At 72.7% G+C, this 19,467-nt stretch carries 17 protein-coding genes and 3 pseudogenes; 13 read left to right on the forward strand and 7 right to left on the reverse strand.

Annotation, left to right across the window (positions count from 1 at the left end; genetic code table 11):
• A pseudogene (locus IE263_RS21335) lies at positions 1 to 251 on the reverse strand (FMN-binding protein); the annotation flags it as partial.
• 10 nt (positions 252 to 261) lie between these two features.
• A pseudogene (locus IE263_RS21340) lies at positions 262 to 1,598 on the reverse strand (ferredoxin reductase family protein).
• A gap of 152 nt (positions 1,599 to 1,750) precedes the next feature.
• On the opposite strand from IE263_RS21340, the gene IE263_RS21345 reads away from it, so the two are divergent.
• The 5 genes and pseudogenes from IE263_RS21345 to IE263_RS48685 all read left to right on the forward strand — a co-directional run.
• Positions 1,751 to 2,440 carry a response regulator transcription factor gene (locus IE263_RS21345; protein ID WP_189938992.1) on the forward strand — a complete coding sequence of 230 codons (690 nt, stop codon included), beginning with the start codon at positions 1,751 to 1,753 and terminating at the stop codon, positions 2,438 to 2,440.
• Between the two features lie 50 nt (positions 2,441 to 2,490).
• On the forward strand, positions 2,491 to 3,891 hold the full coding sequence (locus IE263_RS21350) for a sensor histidine kinase (RefSeq protein WP_373312044.1): 1,401 nt from the start codon (positions 2,491 to 2,493) through the stop codon (positions 3,889 to 3,891).
• A gap of 270 nt (positions 3,892 to 4,161) precedes the next feature.
• Positions 4,162 to 5,232, forward strand: a complete 1,071-nt coding sequence (locus tag IE263_RS21355) for a serine hydrolase domain-containing protein (RefSeq protein ID WP_229911088.1) — start codon at positions 4,162 to 4,164, stop codon at positions 5,230 to 5,232.
• Positions 5,233 to 5,755: 523 nt separating this feature from the next.
• Complete coding sequence (locus tag IE263_RS21360) at positions 5,756 to 6,799, forward strand: lysylphosphatidylglycerol synthase transmembrane domain-containing protein (RefSeq protein ID WP_189938999.1); 1,044 nt, start codon at positions 5,756 to 5,758, stop codon at positions 6,797 to 6,799.
• A gap of 118 nt (positions 6,800 to 6,917) precedes the next feature.
• A pseudogene (locus tag IE263_RS48685) lies at positions 6,918 to 7,043 on the forward strand (TetR/AcrR family transcriptional regulator); the annotation flags it as partial.
• A gap of 168 nt (positions 7,044 to 7,211) precedes the next feature.
• Here IE263_RS48685 and msrB read toward each other — a convergent pair.
• The 4 genes from msrB to IE263_RS21380 all read right to left on the reverse strand — a co-directional run bounded on the left by msrB (position 7,212) and on the right by IE263_RS21380 (position 10,718).
• Entirely contained in the window at positions 7,212 to 7,613 is a 402-nt protein-coding gene (gene msrB, locus IE263_RS21365; protein WP_189939001.1) for a peptide-methionine (R)-S-oxide reductase MsrB, read from the reverse strand.
• A gap of 22 nt (positions 7,614 to 7,635) precedes the next feature.
• On the reverse strand, positions 7,636 to 9,024 hold the full coding sequence (gene murC / locus IE263_RS21370) for a UDP-N-acetylmuramate--L-alanine ligase (RefSeq protein ID WP_189939003.1): 1,389 nt from the start codon (positions 9,022 to 9,024) through the stop codon (positions 7,636 to 7,638).
• A 230-nt stretch (positions 9,025 to 9,254) separates the two neighbouring features.
• On the reverse strand, positions 9,255 to 9,728 hold the full coding sequence (locus tag IE263_RS21375) for an indole-3-glycerol phosphate synthase (protein ID WP_189939005.1): 474 nt from the start codon (positions 9,726 to 9,728) through the stop codon (positions 9,255 to 9,257).
• 186 nt (positions 9,729 to 9,914) lie between these two features.
• On the reverse strand, positions 9,915 to 10,718 hold the full coding sequence (locus IE263_RS21380) for a pyrimidine reductase family protein (RefSeq protein ID WP_189939007.1): 804 nt from the start codon (positions 10,716 to 10,718) through the stop codon (positions 9,915 to 9,917).
• A gap of 37 nt (positions 10,719 to 10,755) precedes the next feature.
• Between IE263_RS21380 and zapE the strand changes: the two genes are divergently transcribed.
• The 6 genes from zapE to IE263_RS21410 all read left to right on the forward strand — a co-directional run bounded on the left by zapE (position 10,756) and on the right by IE263_RS21410 (position 17,102).
• Positions 10,756 to 11,871, forward strand: coding sequence for a cell division protein ZapE (gene zapE / locus IE263_RS21385; RefSeq protein WP_189939019.1), 1,116 nt, complete (start codon positions 10,756 to 10,758; stop codon positions 11,869 to 11,871).
• Positions 11,872 to 12,056: 185 nt separating this feature from the next.
• A complete protein-coding gene (locus tag IE263_RS21390) occupies positions 12,057 to 12,449 on the forward strand; it encodes a hypothetical protein (RefSeq protein ID WP_189939021.1) in 393 nt (130 codons plus the stop codon).
• A 75-nt stretch (positions 12,450 to 12,524) separates the two neighbouring features.
• Positions 12,525 to 13,106 (forward strand): carbonic anhydrase, encoded by a 582-nt coding sequence (locus IE263_RS21395; protein WP_189939023.1) that lies wholly within the window; start codon positions 12,525 to 12,527, stop codon positions 13,104 to 13,106.
• A 14-nt stretch (positions 13,107 to 13,120) separates the two neighbouring features.
• The gene (locus tag IE263_RS21400) at positions 13,121 to 14,602 is read left to right on the forward strand and encodes a SulP family inorganic anion transporter (RefSeq protein WP_189939025.1); all 1,482 of its coding nucleotides are present in this window, start codon (positions 13,121 to 13,123) and stop codon (positions 14,600 to 14,602) included.
• A 192-nt stretch (positions 14,603 to 14,794) separates the two neighbouring features.
• Positions 14,795 to 15,604 (forward strand): slipin family protein, encoded by an 810-nt coding sequence (locus tag IE263_RS21405; protein ID WP_189939027.1) that lies wholly within the window; start codon positions 14,795 to 14,797, stop codon positions 15,602 to 15,604.
• A gap of 91 nt (positions 15,605 to 15,695) precedes the next feature.
• Positions 15,696 to 17,102, forward strand: coding sequence for an alkaline phosphatase PhoX (locus IE263_RS21410; protein ID WP_189939028.1), 1,407 nt, complete (start codon positions 15,696 to 15,698; stop codon positions 17,100 to 17,102).
• Between the two features lie 21 nt (positions 17,103 to 17,123).
• On the opposite strand, the gene IE263_RS21415 is transcribed toward IE263_RS21410, so the two are convergent.
• The gene (locus IE263_RS21415) at positions 17,124 to 18,278 is read right to left on the reverse strand and encodes a phosphotransferase (protein ID WP_189939030.1); all 1,155 of its coding nucleotides are present in this window, start codon (positions 18,276 to 18,278) and stop codon (positions 17,124 to 17,126) included.
• Positions 18,279 to 18,375: 97 nt separating this feature from the next.
• Here IE263_RS21415 and IE263_RS21420 point away from each other — a divergent pair, with 97 nt between their 5' ends.
• Positions 18,376 to 19,218, forward strand: coding sequence for a polysaccharide deacetylase family protein (locus IE263_RS21420; RefSeq protein ID WP_189939032.1), 843 nt, complete (start codon positions 18,376 to 18,378; stop codon positions 19,216 to 19,218).
• Positions 19,219 to 19,246: 28 nt separating this feature from the next.
• Positions 19,247 to 19,438 carry a hypothetical protein gene (locus IE263_RS21425; protein ID WP_189939034.1) on the forward strand — a complete coding sequence of 64 codons (192 nt, stop codon included), beginning with the start codon at positions 19,247 to 19,249 and terminating at the stop codon, positions 19,436 to 19,438.
• The last annotated feature ends 29 nt before the right edge of the window (positions 19,439 to 19,467 follow it).

Consider the following 19,467-nt stretch of genomic DNA (forward strand, 5'->3'; position numbering starts at 1 on the left):
TGCTTCAGCATCCTGACGGCCGTGATCTTGTCACCCTCGAAGGTGACCTCGACCTGCACATCGCCCTTGTCGGTGGTGACGACCGTGCCCTTGACGGTGGTGGCCCCGGACGAGGAGCCCGTAGCGGAGGTGGACGGTGTCGACGCGGGCGCGGCGGCCTCGGTCGTCGACGTCCCCAAGGACGGCTCGTAGCGCCAGACCGGGACGAGGCCCGCGATGCTCAGGACCAGAACAGGCAGTGCTCGCTTCACGTCGTCTCTCTCATCCCGCCAGGCTGAAACGCTCGAAGTGGATCTGCGTCCTGGGCACGTTCAGCTCGCGCAGGCTGCCCAGCACCGCGTTCATCATCGGGGGCGGTCCGCACAGAAACACGTCCCGGTCGGCGATGTCCGGCACCAGCCGGGCCAGCTCGCCCGGGGCCAGCTTGTCGGGGACCGGCGGGCCGGTGACCAGGTGCAGCTCGGACCCCTTGGCGTGGGCGAGGTCACGCAGCTCGTCGTAGAGGACCGCGTCCCGGTCCGAGCCGACCCGGTAGATGACGACGGCGTGGCCGTGCAGCTCCTCCAGCAGGGCCCGGATGGGGGTGACGCCGACACCGCCGGCGACGAGGACGGCCTCCGGCCGGGTGCGGTGCATCGCGGTGAAGGCGCCGTAGGGGCCCTCGGCGAAGACGCGGGTGCCGGGCTTGATGTGGCGCAGGGCGGCGGAGCCGTCGCCGGCGGCCTTGGCGGTCAGGCGCAGGGTGCGGCCGTCGGGCGCGGCCGACAGGGAGAAGGGGTTCGCCTGCCACCAGCGGTCCTTGGTGAGGAACCGCCACAGGAAGAACTGGCCCGCGCGGGCCGGCAGCCGGTCCAGGTCACGTCCGGTGACGTACACGGAGACGACGTTGTCCGACTCGGGTACGACCGCCTCGACGCGCAGCTGATGGCGCCAGTTCCGCCAGAGCGGCAGGACGAGCCGGCCCACGAACACCGAGCCGAGGGCGACGGTCCACAGCGCGTACCAGTAGCTCGTCGCGGCGGGCGACGCGGTGAAGGTCGTACCGACCGCGACCTGGTGCGTGAAGGCCAGCACCACGGCGACGTAGGTGTACAGGTGGATGAAGTGCCAGGTCTCGTAGGCCAGCCGACGGCGGGCCCAGCGGGCGGAGACGCCGCCGACGAGCAGGACGATCCCCAGCGCGACGACCGCGCGGAACACGCCCTCGACGGTCTCGGCGAGGTCGACGAGCTGGCTGACCGGGTCCATCGAGGACGACTCGGCTAGCCGAAGGTGATGAACACCACATGCCCGACCAGCGTCCACAGCAGGCCGAAGCCGGTCCAGCGGTGCCAGTTGGTCAGCCGGTCCATGCCGATACGGCGGTCCAGCCAGGGCAGCCGGGCGACCAGCAGCAGCTGGAACGCCATCAGCAGGGCGGCGTAGAGGCCGGTGAAGCGGCCCAGCACGACCAGGGCGTTGGAGGCGAAACCCGCCTGCACGGCGAACAGGGTCACGACGGCCGCGTTCGCGGCCAGCACGGCGTACAGGCCGGTGCGGGCCACTACTTTCGGACGGATCCCGGTGGGGGTCACGGGAGGTGATTGGACGGTCGTCACGGACGGAAACTCCTCGATCGGGTCCTCAGGACACCGAGCTTCGCTGTCGGGACCTGTCGAAATCCTGTCGTACAACTTTCAAGAGCTTATCGATCTGCCCGCGCGTGAGACCGGCCTCTCCCGCGGCGGGGTGCGTGACGCACTATGAGCGGGTGGAAAAAGTACGACTCCTCGTCGTGGACGACGACCCGCCGATCGCCGATCTCGTGGCGACGGTCGCCCGCTACGAGGGCTGGGACGCGATCACCGCGAACTCGGGTGAGGAGGCGCTGCGGCGTGCCGCAGACTTCCGTCCCGACATCGTGGTGCTCGATCTCATGCTGCCCGATGTCGACGGTTTCGGCGTGCTGGACCGGCTGCGCCGCTCGGGGACGATGGTGCCGGTGGTGTTCCTCACCGCCCGGGACGGGGTCGCCGACCGGGTGGCGGGACTGACCCGGGGTGGCGACGACTACCTGGTCAAGCCGTTCGCGGTGGAGGAGCTGATGGCCCGGCTGCGGACCGTGCTGCGGCGCAGCGCGGGCCCCGCCTTCCAGCGCTCGGTCCTCCGGGTGGGTGACCTCATGATGGACGAGGACACCCGTGAGGTGCGGCGCGGCGACAAGCTGCTGACGCTCACACCGACGGAGTACGAGGTGCTGCGCTATCTGATGCGCAAGTCCCCGACCGTGCTGACCAAGGCGCAGATCCTCGACCACGTGTGGGAGTACGGCTTCGGCGGCCGCTCCAACGTCGTCGAGCTGGTCGTCAGCCGGCTGCGCCGCAAGCTCGACGCGACGGGCGAGCCGCTGATCCACACCGTGCGCGGGTTCGGGTACGTCGTCCGGCAGGCGGCCGAGTGATACGCCGGGCGTGGCAGTCGTACCGCGGCAGGCTTCGGCTCGGCACCCGGATGGCGCTGGGGCTGGGCGCGCTGGCCCTGGTGGTGTTCGCCATCGTCGGCACGGCCCTGACGACGTACATGCGGGACTATCTGTCGGCCCAGCTCAACGAGCAGCTGAAGCTCGCGCAGGTCGCCCAGTCCAAGAGCATCGTGGATTCCGGCTCGCTGGCCGGAAAGAAGTACTACCGCTGGTACTACGCCGTGTACGACGTGTCGGACGGCACCCCGGTGCTGCGCAAGCCCGAGGACGCCGCCGACGTGCCCGAGGACGTCGACGACCTCACCGCCCTGGCCAAGGCGCAGACCGTCGCGGGCACCGAGGTCCTGCGCACCGAGCACCTGAAGGGTGAGGGTCTGTACCGGCTGCGCGCCTGCGAGGTCGAACCCGGCGTGGTCCTGGTCAGCGGCGCCCCCCTGGACGACATCGAGGACACCGTCGGGCAGCTGATCACGATCCAGGTCGTCACCTTCGGCCTCGCGCTGCTGGCCCTCGTGGTGTTCGGCCGGGCGATGCTGCGGCGCGGGCTGAAACCGCTGAGCGACATGGCGCACACCGCGCACGGCATCGCCTCCCACGATCTGACCGAGTCGGCGTCCCGGCTGCCCCTGCGCGCGGACGCGCCGGGCGGCGGTCCCGAGGTGGAGGAGCTCCGTACGGCCTTCAACACCATGCTGGAGCACATCGACGCCTCCCTGGCGGTCCGCGCGGAGGCCGAACAGCGGCTGCGCCGCTTCGTCGCGGACGCCTCGCACGAACTGCGCACCCCGCTGATGTCGGTGCGCGGCTACGCGGACCTCTTCCAGTACGCGGCCGCCAACGCGCCCGAGGAGCGCGACAAGCACCTGGCCCGGCTGCGGGCCGAGGCCGCGCGCATGGGCGTCCTCCTCGACGACCTGCTGCTGCTCGCCCGCCTGGACGCGGCCGAGGTCGAGACGCCGCTGCGGATGGAGGACACCGACCTGGTGGAGCTGGTCGAGCAGGCGGCCGACGCCTTCCGCGCGACCCGAGCCGGTCATCCGCTGACGGTGGCGCCGGGCCCGGAGTCGGTCCGGCTGCGGCTGGACCCGCAGCGCGTCCGGCAGGTCCTGGACAACCTCCTCACCAACGCGGCCGTGCACACCCCGGCCGGTACCCCGGTGTCCGTCGCGGTGTCGGTCACCCCGCACTCGGCGCAGGTCCGCGTCGCCGACAAGGGTCCCGGCATCCCGCCCGGCGACCGGGAGCGGGTCTTCGACCGCTTCTACCGTGTCGACAAGGCCCGCAGCCGCGACCGCGGCGGCAGCGGCCTGGGTCTGGCGGTGGCCCGCTCCCTGGTCCGGGCCCACGGCGGCACCCTCGCCCTCGACGACACCGCAGCCCCGACGGTCTTCGTCCTCACCCTCCCCCTGGGCCCGCCCAGGAACAGCTGACCGCCCCCGCCCCGGCGGGCCCGGCCGCCCGGCGGGACGCCTGGGCGGCCCGCACCCGAACGGCGGAGCCGAACCGGGCGGTGCGGCCGATCGGCCATGTGGCGACATGCGGCGACATGCGGGCACCCGCGGCGGCAGCGGCCTGGGCCTGGCCGTCGCCCGCTCCCTGGTCCGGGCCCACGGCGGCGCCCCCGACCACTGGCCCCCCGTTGCGGCACACGGGAGCGGCACGGACCTTTGAGCCGTTCGGCGCATGGGTACGTCCCGTCCGTGCCTTACGTACTGGAGAACGCGAGCATCGCCGCCGACCCGTGGAAGGGCGTCGACACCGACGTGCTGACCGAGGCGGTGCGGGCGCAGGAGCAGCGCCCCGTACCCGGCGTCGAGGACATGGGAACCTACCTCGCCGCCCAGGTGTCCGACACCTCCCACCGCGAGGTGATCGGCCCCCTGCTCGACGGCGGCGGCGCGAGCGGCGTCGTCGTCCGGCGCGGCGCGGTACTCGCGTCCTGGGGCGATCCCACGCGGGCGGAGATGGCCTACAGCGCGACGAAGAGCGTGCTGTCGCTGGTCGCCGGGATCGCGTACGACGACGGGCTGCTGCACCTCGACGCGCCGGTGTCCGCCTCGGTCGGCCTGCCGGAGTTCGCCGGCGCCCACGGGCGGGCGGTGACCTGGCGGCATCTGCTGGACCAGACGAGCCAGTGGGAGGGCACCCTGTGGGGGAAGCCCACCTCGGCCGACGCCCAGAGCACCCGCGAGGGCACCGAGTCCCCGGGCGGCCCGCCGGGCGAGGGCTGGGCCTACAACGACGTCCGCGTGAACCTCACCGCCCTCGCCCTGACGGCCCTCACCGCCCGCTCCCTCCCCGACCTGCTCCGCGAACGCGTGATGGAGCCCCTCGACGCGTCCACGTCCTGGTCCTGGCACGGCTATGACACCTCGTACGTGGAGGTGGCCGGCACCCGCCTCCCCGTGGTGTCCGGCGGGGCCCACTGGGGCGGCGGCCTGTGGATCAGCGCCCTCGACCTGGCCCGTATCGGCCAGCTCTGCCTGCGCGGCGGCACCTGGAACGGCAAACAGGTGCTCTCGGCCCGCTGGATCGAGGAGCTGTGGACCCCGTGCCGGGTGAAACCGCAGTACGGCCTGTCCTGGTGGCTCAACGACACCGGCGCGGTCTGGCCCTCGGCTCCCGTCACGGGCCGCTGTGCCCGCGGCAACGGCGGCACCCATCTGCTGTGGGTGGACCCGGCCCGCGACCTGGTCATCAGCTCACGCTGGGGCGCGGACCCGGAAAGGCTGCTGGCGGAGGTGTCGGCGGCGGTGCCGAAGGTGCGCTGAGACGCGGAGGGACCGACAGCACGGGACGACAGCGGCGGGGGCAGACCGACAGCACGGCGGCCGGACATCGGCACGGCAGGCAGGCCGACAGCACAGGGCCGGGCAGGCCGAAAGCCGACGGCCCGACACCCGCACAGCGACCAGACCGACAGCACAGGACCAGGCAGACCAAAAGCCGACAGCCCGAACGCCACAGCGGCCAAAAGCCGACAGCCCGACACCCGCCCAGCGGCCAGACCGACAGCACAGGCCCGGGCAGACCAAAAGCCGACGGCCCGACACCCGCCCAGCGGGCAGACCGGCAGCACGGGACGACGGCACGGCGCGCGGGATGAGCGGCGGCGGCGCCGGGCAGACATTTCACAGTCCCACCGCACCGCGTCGCCCCTCCGCCCGCACACCGTCGGCTTCCGGACACCGCACCGTCACACCGGAGGGGAAGCTTCTCCCCCGTCCCCTCCCTGCCCCGCCCTTGATCCGTCACCCCGCCCCGCGGCGGTGACGCGGAAGGACGACGTGCGCCGTGTCCCTGCTGCCGCTCGACGGTCCCGCCGCCCCGCTCCCCTGCGCGGACGACCGCCACCCCCAGCCCTCCCCCGACGGCACCCCGGCCTCCCCCGGCCGCCGTACCCTGACCTCCGCCGCCGCCCGCCGCGCCCTGAGCCTGCTCCCGCTCCTCCTCCTGGGGATCTGGGCGGCGATCGACTGGCGCGCCGTACGTGAGGGCGTCGCCCACCTCGCCACCGCCGATCCCTGGTGGCTGCTGGCCGGGCTCGTCTTCACCTGCCTCGGCTGGGTCGCCGCGGCCTGCGTCCGCCAGGGCGCGATCCCCGACCGGCTGCCCAAGGGCCTGCTGCTGGCCTCCCAGGTCGCCGCGGGCGCCGCGAACCACCTCCTGCCGGCTAGCATCGGCGCCCACGCGGTCACGGTCCGCTTCCTCCAGCGCCAGGGCGTCCCGCTCCCCCGGGCCACGGCCTCGATCGCCCTGTACTCCCTGGTCAGGGCACTGGCGAAGCCCCCCGTGGTCCTGGTCTGCCTCCTGGCGACCCCCACCGCCGTACCCCCCGCCGAGCTCCTCCCCGACCGGCGCACCCTGCTCCTGATCGCCACGGGCATCCTCCTCGCCCCGGCGGCGGCAGCCGTCGTCCTGGTCCTGGTACGCCCCCTGCGCCGCCCGGCCTTCGACCTCGTCCGTACGGCCCTCACCGACGCACGCCGGCTGCACACCCGCCCGAGCCGCTTCCTCCCCCTGTGGTGCGGAGCCGCCGCCGCCCCGCTGCTCCAAGCCTGCGTGGTCGCCTCGGTCGGCACGGCGCTGGGGGTCCCGCTCGCCTGGACCCAACTGGTCTTCGCGTTCCTCGCCGCGAGCACGGCGGCGGGCGCCGTCCCCGCCCCGGGCGGCATAGGCCCGATCGACGCGGCCCTGGTCCTCACCCTGGCGGGCTATGGCACCCCCCTCGCCCTGGCCACGGCCACGGTCATCGGCTACCGCGTCCTGACCGTCTGGCTGCCCCTGCTGCCCGGGATGCTGGTGCTGTCGGCGCTGGTGCAGCGGAAGGTGCTGTGAACACGGGGGCGACGGGCCGGTGGTAGTACCCTCCCGGCCCGGCCCTCCGCACAGGCCCGGGTCGCCCCCGGACGACCAGGAGGCCGCGCCCACGCCAGGCACGCGCGCGGACGGACGGATCGAGCGCGGCAATCAGACCCGCCGGCTGATCCTTCGGCGCACCGTCGACGTCGCCTCGGTGGAGGGCCTGGAGGCACTCTCCCTGGGTCGGCTCGCCACCGAGCTGCGGCTCAGCAAGAGCGGGCCGGGCCCCCGACGACGAACGCCGACACGACCGGGCCGCGCCCTTCCGGCCGGCACTCGCCCCCGGCCGGGCCACCACCCCCTGGCGCTGACCGTGGCGGCCCTCGGCAGGGAGCCCGAGGGGAGGCCTTGACCCGGCGTCAGCCCTGGGACCTCCGCCGGACAGGCCCTAGGCCGGCGTCAGCCGCAGCGAGATGCTGTTGATGCAGTACCGCTGGTCCGTCGGAGTGGGATACCCCTCACCCTCGAACACATGCCCGAGATGGGACCCGCACCGGGCGCACCGCACCTCGGTCCGGACCATCCCGTGCGAGCGGTCCTCGATCAGCTCGACGGCGTCACTGTCCTTCGGGTCGAAGAAGGAAGGCCAGCCGCAGTGGGATTCGAACTTGGTCTCGGAGGTGAACAGTTCGGCGCCGCAGGCCCGACAGGAGTAGACGCCCTTCGCCTTCGTGTCGGTGTACTCACCGGTGAAGGCGGGCTCTGTCGCGGCCTGGCGCAGCACGGCGTACTCGGCCGGGGTCAGCTCCGCCCGCCACTGCTCGTCCGGCTTTTCGACGTCGTACGACATGAAGGCCAACCCCTTACTTCCGTTAGCTCTGTGCGAGACGGTCCAGGATCCTCGGGCCCAGGTCGGTCACATCGCCCGCGCCCATGGTGAGAACGAGATCACCGGGGCCGGCCATTCCCGCGATCACGGCGGGCACCTCGTCCTTGGCGTGGACCGGCGTCACGTCCGCGCCCGCCGCCCGGGCCACGTCGATGATCAGCTCGCTCGTCACACCGGGGATCGGGTCCTCGCGGGCCGGGTAGATGTCGAGGACGACCGAGGCGTCCGCCAGGGCCAGCGACTCGCCCATCTCCTTGCCCAGCTCCTGTGTCCGGGAGAACAGGTGGGGCTGGAAGACGACCAGGATCCGGGCGTCGCCCGCCGCCGCGCGCATCGCCTCCAGGTCCGCCGTCATCTCCGTCGGGTGGTGCGCGTAGGAGTCGATGACCTGGACGCCCGCCTCCTCGCCCTTCAGCTGCAGGCGCCGCTTGACGCCGGTGTACGCGGCCAGCGCCGGCGCCAGATCGGCCGCCGGAACTCCCAGGGCCACGCCCGCCGCCAGCGCGGCGACCGCGTTGTGCGCGTAGTGACGGCCGGGGACGGAGACGGTGAAGGTGAGCTCCTGGCCGTCCAGGAGGACCGTCACCTCGCTCTTCAGCCCCTGCGCCACCACGGCGAGCACGCGGACGTCGGCGTCCTCCGCCTCGCCGTACGTCACCACCCGCACACCCTCGACCCGCCGCGTCAGCTCCCGCGCGCCCTCGTGGTCGGCGGAGATCACCAAGGTGCCGCCGGGCACGATCTTCCCGGCGAACGTCTCGAAGGACTCGTAGATCTCTTCCATCGACGCGTAGTTGGCGTGGTGGTCCAGCTCGACGTTGAGGACGATGGCGACCTCGGGCGCGTACTTGTGGAAGCTGCGGTCCGACTCGTCCGCCTCGGCGACGAAGATGTCGCCCTCGCCGTGCAGCGCGTTGGAACCGGGCGTGTCCAGGTCGCCGCCGATCGCGTACGAGGGGTTCAGCCCCAGCTCGCTCAGCGACACGGCCAGCATGGACGTCGTGGTGGTCTTGCCGTGCGTACCGGCGACCGCGATCGGCCGCAGCCCGTCCATCAGCCGGGCGAGCGCGTCCGACCGGTGCACCACCGGAATCCCCAGCTCCGCCGCGCGGGCCAGCTCCGGGTTGTCCGCCCGGATCGCCGACGACACGACGACACACGTGGCGTCGTCGGCCAGATGCCCGGCGGCGTGCCCGATGTGCACGGTGGCCCCGAGCGCCCGCAGCGCCTCGGCGGTCGCCGACTCCTTGGCATCACTGCCGGCCACCTTGGCCCCGCGCTGGGCGAGGATCTTCGCGATCCCGGACATCCCGGCTCCACCGATCCCGATGAAGTGCGGTCGGTCCATGGCGGTAGGAAGGCCGGGTGCCATGTGTGTTTCTCCCAGGGGTTGCGGTACGAGGGTGAGGGGCTCCACCTTATTGCGCAGGGCACCAGCAGCCGACCCAGGGCCGCGAGACTGTACCGATGTGCGGCTCCGCCGCGATGGGGTCCCCCCTCGAGCAAAGTAGGGAGCGGGGCAGCGGCCAGCTACGACGGGCCCGCAGCCCGAAACGCACCGCACCCCCGACGGCGCCCCACGGCCCAGCCCGGCGGCAGCGACTACGCCTTGCTGTGCGAGAACAGCTTCAGAACCGGCACCCCCACCTTGTGCCGGGCCCGCGAAGCCCAGTCCCGGTGGAAGAACTCCTCCACGTAGTGCGGATCGGTCAGCACGATCACCTCGTCGGCGTCCACCTCGTCCACGACCCCCTTGAGCGCGTCCAGCGGATGGTCCTCCACCAGCCGCCCCTCCGCCGCGCCACCCGCGGAGCGCAACGCCGCCAGGGACACCTCCAGCGCTCTCTCCCCGACGCTCTTGGCCTCTTCCCCCTCGGGGGTCTCGCCCTCGCGGACAGCCTCGTCCAGCTCGCCGAGGGCGATGTCGTCGATGGCCCGCAGCAACCGGTCGGCCTGGTCGCCGCGCGGCTGGAGCAGCACGTGGAAGGAGACCGGCTCGTCCCCGTGCAGGGTGGTGACGAACTCCACGTCGGCGGACGTCAGGGCCTTCTCGATCATCAACACGCTTGTGAACACAGCGCCCTCTCCTTCGAGGACCCCCGTGGCCCTCAAGCATCCATCCCCGCGCGCGCACGGGGTATGCGGTCCTAGTCTGCCCACCCGAAACTAACCGGAACGGCAGATTCCGCCGAATTCGGGACTCGGGTGTCGTGCCCCGGATGCCCCGGAATCGGCGCGTCACACCCGTCGTCTCCGGCCCGTTCAGGCCCTGCCGTACCTCCCGTACAGGAACCCGCCCTCCTCCAGCAGGGACACCAGGGTGAAGCGGTGCGGTACGGCGACCGACGGCCCGCCCGCGATCCGCTGCGCGTCCCCCGCGGTGAGCAGCGGGGAGACGGTCAGGCACAGCTCGTCGAGCACACCGGCGGCCACGAGCTGGCCCAGCAGTCGCGGGCCGCCCTCGGTCAGCAGCCGGGTGTGGCCGAGCTCGGCGAGGGCCCGTACGGCCCGCGCGGGCTCCACGCCCATGCCGTCACCGGCGATCACCACCCGGGCGCCGGCCTTCTCCGCGGTCGCGATCCGGTCGGGGGCGGCCGCGGCGCCGGTCAGGACGAGGGTGGGGACGAGCGGCGAGGTGAACAGCGGGAGCGAGAAGTCGAGGTCCAGGCTCGCGCTGACGATCGCGATCGCCGGTGCGGGCCCCTGCCCGGCCGCCTCCCGCCGCTCCGCGAACTCGGCCCGCGCGCGTGCGGGCCGGTAGCCCTCCTGCCGTACCGTTTCCGCACCGACGAGCACCACATCGGCGAGCCCTCGCAGGGTGCCGAAGATCCGCATGTCGGTGGCGTTGGAGATGGGCTGGGAACGCCCGTCGTGCTGGGCGGCCCCGTCGAGCGTGGAGACCATGTTGGCCCGCAGCCAGGGCGCGGGCTCTCCGGGGCCGGGCTCGGGATAGGCGTAGGCCTCGGCGAGCTCGTCGAGGCTCCACTCGCGATCCTCCGGCGCCACACCCGCCTCATTCGGGTTTTCTGGCACTGTCTGGTCGGTCACAGGGAACAGCCGTCGCATGCCAGGCAGTCTGGCACGGCCCTTAGCATTGGGAAGCGTGTCGTCCTCCCACCCCGCCCCCGGCCTCGACCCGATAGCCGACGCGGCCCCGCTGTCCCTGTGCGCCCGTGAGCCGTACGTCCCCGCGGACCGGCTGGTCGCCGAGATGGTGCCGCCGCCGCGGTTCGACTCGGTCCGCTTCAGCACCTACCTCCCGGACCCGAACCAGCCCAGCCAGAGCGAGGCGGTCGCGGTCCTGGAGGGCTTCGCGGCGGGGCTCGACGGGGCGCATGCCGCCGGTGCCGCCAAGCGGGGGTTCTTCGGCTTCGGCAGGGCGAAGGCGCCCAAGGCCCCGGCCGGCCCGCGCGGGGTCTACCTCGACGGTGGCTACGGCGTCGGCAAGACCCATCTGCTGGCCTCCCTGTGGCACGCCACCCCGGCCGAGCCCGCGCTCAAGGCGTTCGGCACCTTCGTGGAGCTGACCAACCTGGTCGGCGCCCTCGGTTTCCAGCAGACCGTGCAGACGCTCTCCGGGCACCGCCTCCTGTGCATCGACGAGTTCGAGCTGGACGACCCCGGTGACACCGTCCTCGTGTCGACCCTGCTGGGCAAGCTGGTCGACGCGGGCGTCGCGCTCGCCGCCACCTCCAACACGCTGCCGGGCAAGCTCGGCGAGGGCCGCTTCGCGGCGGCCGACTTCCTGCGCGAGATCCAGGGTCTGTCCGCGCACTTCCGCGCCCTGCGCATCGACGGCGAGGACTACCGCCACCGCGGCCTGCCCGAGGCGCCGGCGCCGTACTCCGAGGAACAGGTGACGAAGGCGGCGTACGCCACCGAGGGTGCCTCGCTCGACGACTTCCCGCAGCTGCTGGAGCACCTGGCCAAGGTCCACCCCAGCCGCTACGGCGCCCTGACCGACGGCCTGAAGGCGGTGTGTCTCACCGATGTGCGGCCGATTCCCGACCAGTCGACGGCCCTGCGCCTCGTCGTCCTCGCCGACCGGCTCTACGACCGCGAGGTGCCGGTGCTGGCCTCCGGGCTCCCCTTCGACCGGCTGTTCAGCGAGGAGATGCTGAAGGGCGGGTACCGCAAGAAGTACTTCCGGGCGATCTCCCGCCTCACCGCGCTGGCCCGCGACGCCAAGCGGCTCATCGACGCGGACCGACGATCCTGATACCCGATCAAATCCCCTAGGTCAAGGGTCAGTTCAGGCCAACCACCCGGCACGCTTCAGCCTCTCTTCAGCTGGAAACGTTAAGTTAACCCTGCAAACAACTTTGCAGGGTTAATGTGTTTCTTGACCAGCCGTTGACCAACCGTTGGTCCGGACTAGAGGCGTGAACGGCCGGGAGGGGGCGCATGTTCCGAGGTACGACGGTACGGACCGTGGTAGCGGTCCTCGCCGCCGCCCTGCTCGCTCTCCCCTTCTTCGCACTCACCGAGTGCTTCGCATCCGCGTACACAGCCCGTCACATCGAGGCCAAAGCCCAGCCCGGAACCAAACTCTCCGGCAAGGCGCTCCGCGACGAGACCGCCGTCTCCCGCCCCTGCATCCCTTCCGGGGACCCGACCGGTCCCCTGCGCGCCCGCGACCGGCACCGCACCGTCGACTGTGCCCCCGAATGGCCCGAGCGCCCGGTGCCGGCCCAGGACCGGACGGACACACCCCCACACCTCGCGCGCGGCGCGTTCACCCTGTCGAGATCCTCGGCAGCGCACTCACCGGCCACACTCCAGGTCTTCCGCTGCTGACAGCAGAGCAGTCCCCCCACCTCTGTCGTGTAAGCCCGACGCGCCGTTCGGCGCGCCAGGAGGAGTCACCACATCATGCAGCCCCTCATCGACAACGCCCGCATGCACGGACAGCGCCCTGAGGAGTTCGCCAAGCTGGCCCACGGCCAGTCGCCGCAGGTCCTGTTCATCACCTGCTCCGATTCCAGGGTCGTCCCGGCCCTGATCACGGGCGCCCGGCCCGGCGAGCTCTTCGAGCTGCGCACCGCGGGCAACATCGTCCCCCCGTACGCCTCCGAGCACCCCACCAGCGAGGCGGCCACCATCGAGTACGCGGTGGAGGTGCTCGGCGTCAGGAACATCGTGGTCTGCGGGCACTCCCACTGCGGTGCCATCGGCGCCCTGGTGCGTGGTGACGACCTCACCGCCGTGCCCGCCGTGCGCGAGTGGCTGACCAACGCCGCCGACGAGCCCAAGTGCTCCGACACGGCCGACCCGACGGTCGCCGAGGCCGTCCAGAACCACGTCCTCGCGCAGCTGCTGCGGCTGCGCTCCTACCCCTGCATCGAGAAGCGCCTGCAGACGGGTGAACTCCAGCTGCACGGCTGGTTCTACGAGGTCCACACCGGCATCGTGCGGGAACACCGCGCGCAGTCCGACACGTTCGAGACGCTCTGAGGGGACCGCTGACCATGCTGTCGAAGTTCCCTTACCTGAGGCAGGACTTCCTCGCCTCCATCGTCGTCTTCCTTGTCGCCGTGCCGCTGTGCGTCGGTGTCGCGGTCGCCTCCGGTGTCCCGGCCGAGCTCGGCCTGGTCACCGGCATCGTGGGCGGTATCGTCACCGGGCTCATGCGGGGCAGCAGCCTCCAGGTCTCGGGACCGGCCGCCGGCCTGACCGTGCTGGTCTTCGAGGCCGTCAGCGAGTTCGGCGTGGGCACGCTCGGTGTGATCGTGCTGTGCGCCGGTCTGCTCCAGCTCGCCATGGGCTTCGCGAAGATAGGCCGCTGGTTCCGGGCGATCTCCGTTTCCGTCGTCGAGGGCATGCTCTGCGGTATCGGCCTGGTGATCATCGCCGATCAGATCTACGCGGCGGTGGGCCTGAAGGCGCCGGAGACCGGCATCGGCAAGCTCGTGGGGCTGCCCGGGGCGTTCGCCGACGCGGTCCGCAGCACCGAGGCCCTGGCCTCCCTCGCCATCGGCGCGGGCACCATCGCCGTGATCGTGCTGTGGAAGAAGATGCCGAAGGCGGTGCAGTCCGTGCCCGGCGCCCTCGCGGCGGTGATCCTGGCCACGGTCACCACCCTCGCCTTCGGCCTGCCCGTCGCCACCGTCCAGGTGGAGGGTCTGCTCGGCGCCGTCCAGGTGCCCACGGGCGAGGCCTTCGGCGAGCTGACCAACCCGGCCATCTGGGGCACCATCATCGCGTTCGCGCTGATCGCCTCGGCGGAGAGCCTGTTCAGCGCGGCGGCCGTGGACCGGCTGCACGACGGTCCGCGCACCGAGTACAACAAGGAGATGATCGCCCAGGGCACGGGCAACACCGTGTGCGGTCTGCTCGGCGCGCTGCCGATGACCGCGGTGATCGTGCGCAGCTCGGCCAACGTCGCCGCCGGCGCGAAGACCAAGGCCTCGCGGGTGCTGCACGGCGTGTGGCTGCTGCTGTTCGCCGCCGCGATGCCGTGGGCCCTGGCCCTGATCCCGATCCCGGCGCTCGCCGGCATCCTGGTGCACGCGGGCTTCAAGCTCATCCCGTTCCGCCAGATCGCGGCGCTGTGGCGCGGCCACAAGGGCGAGGCGCTGATCCTCATCGCCACGGCCGTGTCGATCGTCGCGGTGAACATGTTCGAGGGTGTCCTGATCGGTCTGGCCCTGTCGGTCGTCAAGACCGCCTGGGAGGCCTCGCACGTCAAGCTGGAGGTCATCGACAAGGGCGCCGGCCCGATCCAGGCGTACCTGTCGGGCAACGCGACCTTCCTCCGGCTGCCGAAGATCCTCGACAGCCTGGAGTCCCTGCCGCAGGACCGCCCGGTCGAACTGGACCTCTCCGGCCTGCACCATCTCGACCACGCCTGCCGTACGGCGCTGGAGACGTGGGCCGAGCGGCACAGCGCGGTCGGCACCGAACCGGTGAAGGTCACCGAAGTCGGCGCGGAAGCGGTCAGCGCGGCCTAGGCGCCACGGCTGCGGCCCGGTCCGCCGGACCGGCCCCAGCCCTCCGCTGAGCACACCTGCCCGCCGTCGGGTTCCGGGACATCGCGCATGGCCCCGGAACCGGCGGCGGGCATATCGTTGCAGGAGCAGAATTTCCAGATTCCGAACCTTCTGAGCGGTCCGGATTCCGGGCCTCTGACGGAGGAGGTCGCCATGCTCGAGGATCTGCTGGCGGCGGCCGCGGCGGCCGGCGCCGCGGGATTGGTGTATGTCGCGGCGGCCGCGCGGGTGATCAAGCAGTACGAGCGCGGGGTGGTCTTCCGGCTCGGGCGGATCCGCGGCGCCGTACGGTCGCCGGGCTTCACGATGGTGATCCCCGCCGTGGACCGGCTGCGCAAGGTCAACATGCAGATCGTGACGATGCCCGTGCCCGCCCAGGAGGGCATCACCCGCGACAACGTGACCGTGCGGGTGGACGCGGTCGTGTACTTCCGTGTCGTGGACGCGTCGGCGGCGATCGTCAACGTCGAGGACTACCGCTTCGCCGTCTCGCAGATGGCCCAGACCTCGCTGCGGTCGATCATCGGCAAGAGCGAGCTGGACGACCTGCTGTCCAACCGGGAGAAGCTCAACGAGGGCCTGGAGCTGATGATCGACAGCCCGGCCGTCGGCTGGGGCGTGCAGATCGACCGGGTCGAGATCAAGGACGTGTCCCTGCCGGACACGATGAAGCGCTCCATGGCCCGCCAGGCCGAGGCCGACCGTGAGCGGCGGGCCCGGATCATCAACGCGGACGCCGAGCTGCAGGCGTCGAGGAAGCTGGCCGAGGCGGCGCAGCAGATGGCCGACACGCCGTCCGCGCTCCAGCTGCGGCTGCTGCAGACGGTGATGGCGGTGGCGGCGGAGAAGAACTCCACGCTGGTGCTGCCCATCCCGGTGGAGCTGCTGCGTTTCCTGGAGAAGGGCCAGCAGGTGCCGCCTTCGCCGCAGCCCGCGCCGCCTGAGCGGACCACCGCCCCGTGACGCGTGCTCCGCGCGTGGTTCCAGGGGCGCGCGGCGAGTGATAGACACAGCGGGGTCACAGTTCCTGTCCGCCAGCAGGAAGGTCACCCCCATGTCAGAGATCCGTGGCGCGTCGACGCGCCGTCAGGTCCTCGCCCGCACCGGTGCTCTGGGAGCGGGCATCGCGTTCTCCGGGGCGCTGTCCGAGCTCTTCACCGACACGGCAGCCGCGCGCAACCTCGGCCACACCGGCTACGGCCCCCTCGTGCCCGACCCGCACGGCCTGCTCGACCTGCCGAAGGGCTTCCGCTACCGGGTCCTCTCCCGCGAGGGCGACCGGCTGCGCTCCGGCGAGGGCCCGGTCCCCTCGAACCACGACGGCATGACGGCCCTCCCCGGCCGCCAGGGCCGGATCCACCTGGTCCGCAACCACGAGAACCGCCAGGACGCGAAGCTCCCCGTCCCCACCGTCGAGGGCCTGACCTACGACCCGGCCGGCAAGGGCGGCTGTACGGCGCTGACGCTGGACTCGGCCGGCAAGGTCCTGTCGGAGCGGGTCGCGATCGCCGGTACGGCCGTCAACTGCGCGGGCGGACCCACCCCGTGGCGCACCTGGCTGACCTGCGAGGAGACCGAGGACCGGGCCGGCACCAACGGCTACACCAAGGACCACGGCTTCATCTTCGAGGTCGACCCGTCCGACCCGCGCCGCACCGGCGCCGTCCCGCTGACCGCGATGGGCCGCTTCCAGCACGAGGCGATCGCCGTCGACCCGCACCGCGGGATCGTCTACGAGACGGAGGACGCGTTCCTCAAGCCCTTCGGCCTCTTCTACCGCTTCCTGCCCGAGAAGCCGCTGGGCGGCGTGGGCTCGCTGCGCGCGGGCGGCCGGCTCCAGGCGATGCGCGTGCCGGGCGTGGCGGACCTGTCGTCGGTCCGGGAGACGGGCGCGGCCTTCGACGGCATCGAGTGGGTCGACGTACCGGACCCGCTGGCCGCCGAGACCCCGATCCGCCTCCAGGACTTCGGCCCGAAGGGCATCACGCACGCGCAGAAGCTGGAGGGCTGCTACTGGGGCGGGCGGTGCGTGTACTTCGTGTCGTCGTACGCGCGCGGGGCGGAGGGCTCGGCGGCCGACCACTACGGCCAGATCTGGCGCTACGACCCGGCGCGCCGCCGGCTGACCCTGGTGATCGTCTTCGGCCCGGACACGGATGTCCAGCTGCCCGGCGAGTCCCCCGACAACATCTGCCTCGCCCCCGGCGGCGGCCTGATGGTCTGCGAGGACGGCAACGGCGCCCAGCACGTCTACGGCGTGACCCGGGGCGGCGAGGTGTACGCCCTGGCCCGGGGCCGGCAGGCGATTGCATCGGCCGCTACCGCGGCGGGCGGCACCGCCGAGGAGCCCGAGTGGGGCGAGTTCGCCGGCGTCACCTTCTCCCCCGACGGCCGGACGATGTACGTCAACTGCTACAAGCCCGGGACGACGTTCGCGGTGACGGGCCCCTGGGGCCGTTAGTCCATGCTGCTGGTCCTGCTGCTAGTCCCTGCTGCGGGGCGTGTACGGGAGCAGGGCGGCGAGGTCCAGGTCCGCGTCCGGCCAGCGGCGGCGCAGCAGGGCGGCCGTCCGGTGTGCCCAGCCGGCCAGGCGGGGCAGGGCGCGGTGGGTGTCGGCGGTGCGGGCGGCCGCCTCCAGGGTGGCGACGAGCTGCGGCCTGCTGGGGTCGCCGGGCGGGCGCGCGTCCAGGCGCGGTAACCGCTCGAGACGGACCAGCGCGAACGCCAGACAGGCCGCGGCCAGCCCGAAGCCGTACCGCCGGTCGTCCGCTGCCTGCGGCACACCCGCCGCCAGCGCCGTGCGGTGGACGTCGGCGAGCCCAGACGCGACGGGGTCGCCGACGGACATCCAGGCCGGCCCGGGCACATACAGGCACACCGCGTCGTGCAGGGCGTGCGCGTAGCCGGCGTACTCGAAGTCGATGAGGCGCGGGTCGGCCGGGCCGGTCGGGTGCACGAGCGCGTTGTTGGCCTCGGCGTCGTCGTTGCTGAGCACGAGGAAGGGGCCGGGCTCGTACAACTCGGCGAGCGCGTCGGCCAGTTCGGCGGCGGCAGGGCCGGCGATCGGCACCCCGAGGGCGTCGGCGTGGCCGTGGGCCTCCTCCCGCAGGGGCGCGTACCGGCCGCGCCGGTCGGCCGCCCGGTCCACGGGGCCGAGCGTGGCCCGCCGGGCGTGGTAGGCGCCGTCGTGGCCGGCGGTCGCCGCGCCCAGCTCGCCGCGGGCCCGCGCGAACGCGGCCAGCCGCTCGGCGTGGGCGGCGGCACCGTCCCGGCGCAGCAGCCCGTCCAGCGCGACGCGCGGCGCCAGGTCCTCCAGGACGACGAGCCCCGCGTCCAGGTCGGCGGCGAGCACGCGCGGGGCGAGGGCGAGCCCGAGGTCGTCGGCGAGGAAGCGGAGCGCGGCGACCTCGGCGCACAGGCGCCCGCCCGGCGTACGGCCCGGCGCCGGATGGTCGCGGACCCACTTGACCACGACGTCCCGGGGCACGCCGGCGGGCCCGGCGAGCCGGGCGCGGGCGACGGCCCAGGGGGCGAGCCGGGACCAGGAGGAGACGGTGACGGTGGTGCCGTAACGGCCCGTCAGGAGGGCTTCGACGAGAGGTGCTCGGCAGGAGGAGAGGCTGCGGCGACCGTCCACCCTCCGCACCCTAGGTGAAGGACCGGGCGGGTGACAGGACGACAGACGCGCCCGTATATGCGGATAAACGTCACTTCATCACTCCTACCTTCATACGGTGACCGCTCCCGTACGCCGCCTCGCCGCCGTCTGCGCCCTGGCCGCCGCGCTCGCCGCCTGCGGCACGGACCAGGCACCCCGGGCCGCCCGCCCGGCCCCCGCCCAGCCCTCACCCGCGCCGTCCCGGCCGCCCACGCTGGCCCCGGGCCCGGCCGGCCTGACGCCCGTCTTCTCGCACGCCCCCCGCACCCGCGACAGGACCGTCGCCCTCACCTTCGACGCCGACATGACCGCCGGCCAGGGGGCGCGGGCGGCGGCGGGCGAGCGGTTCGACCATCCGGAGCTGATCGCGGCGCTGCGGGCGCTGAAGGTGCCGGCCACCGTGTTCATGACGGGCCGGTGGGCCGAGGAGTACCCGGTCCAGGCCCGCACCATCGGACGCGACCCGCTGTTCGAGGTCGCCAACCACTCCTACAGTCACTACGCCTTCACCGACGACTGCTACGGCCTGCCGACCCTGCCGGAGGACCGGATGCGGGCGGACGTGGAACGGGCGTACGCGGCCTTCCGCAAGGCCGGTGTGCCGGACGCCAGGCCCTACTTCCGCTTCCCCGGCGGCTGCTACGACCGGCGGGCGCTGCGGGCGGTGAGCGGCGCCGGGGTGACCGCGGTGCAGTGGGACGTGGTGAGCGGGGACGCCTTCGCGACGGACGCGGACGCCGTGGCCCGGGACGTGCTGGACGGGGTGAAACCGGGGTCGGTGGTCGTCATGCACTGCACCCGCACCGCCGCCCCCGCCACCGAGAAGGCGGTGCGCGTGATCGTGCCCGAGCTGCGCCGCCGGGGCTACCGGTTCGTGAAGGTCTCCGAGCTGATCGGGGCCGCGAACGGCCGGCGGTGAGCGGTGTGCGCTCTCGTACGCTGGAGGTATGAGCGAGGACGACGGCGACACCGGCTACTGCCTGATCGACGCAACCCGGCCGCCCAAGGCCGACGGACCGCCGTACGCGGAGTGTGTGGTGTGCCGGGAGCCGACGGAGTACCCGGAGTCGTACAAGGGGATCACCCTGTGCCCGGTCTGCGAGTGGCAGGAGGCGCAGCGCACGGCCTGCTCGGGCTGAGTGGGCGGATCGGAGCGGCCGGTCCAGGG

The organism is Streptomyces aurantiogriseus, from assembly GCF_014649375.1.
Taxonomy (GTDB): domain Bacteria; phylum Actinomycetota; class Actinomycetes; order Streptomycetales; family Streptomycetaceae; genus Streptomyces; species Streptomyces aurantiogriseus.

Coding starts and splice junctions, on each gene's coding strand:
- IE263_RS21350 (WP_373312044.1), top strand. CDS start 2,491: ATGGCGCTGGGGCTGGGCGCGCTGGCCCTGGTGGTGTTCGCCATCGTC.
- msrB (WP_189939001.1), bottom strand. CDS start 7,613: ATGTCGTACGACGTCGAAAAGCCGGACGAGCAGTGGCGGGCGGAGCTG.
- murC (WP_189939003.1), bottom strand. CDS start 9,024: ATGGCACCCGGCCTTCCTACCGCCATGGACCGACCGCACTTCATCGGG.
- IE263_RS21380 (WP_189939007.1), bottom strand. CDS start 10,718: ATGCGACGGCTGTTCCCTGTGACCGACCAGACAGTGCCAGAAAACCCG.
- IE263_RS21390 (WP_189939021.1), top strand. CDS start 12,057: ATGTTCCGAGGTACGACGGTACGGACCGTGGTAGCGGTCCTCGCCGCC.
- IE263_RS21395 (WP_189939023.1), top strand. CDS start 12,525: ATGCAGCCCCTCATCGACAACGCCCGCATGCACGGACAGCGCCCTGAG.
- IE263_RS21400 (WP_189939025.1), top strand. CDS start 13,121: ATGCTGTCGAAGTTCCCTTACCTGAGGCAGGACTTCCTCGCCTCCATC.
- IE263_RS21405 (WP_189939027.1), top strand. CDS start 14,795: ATGCTCGAGGATCTGCTGGCGGCGGCCGCGGCGGCCGGCGCCGCGGGA.
- IE263_RS21410 (WP_189939028.1), top strand. CDS start 15,696: ATGTCAGAGATCCGTGGCGCGTCGACGCGCCGTCAGGTCCTCGCCCGC.
- IE263_RS21425 (WP_189939034.1), top strand. CDS start 19,247: ATGAGCGAGGACGACGGCGACACCGGCTACTGCCTGATCGACGCAACC.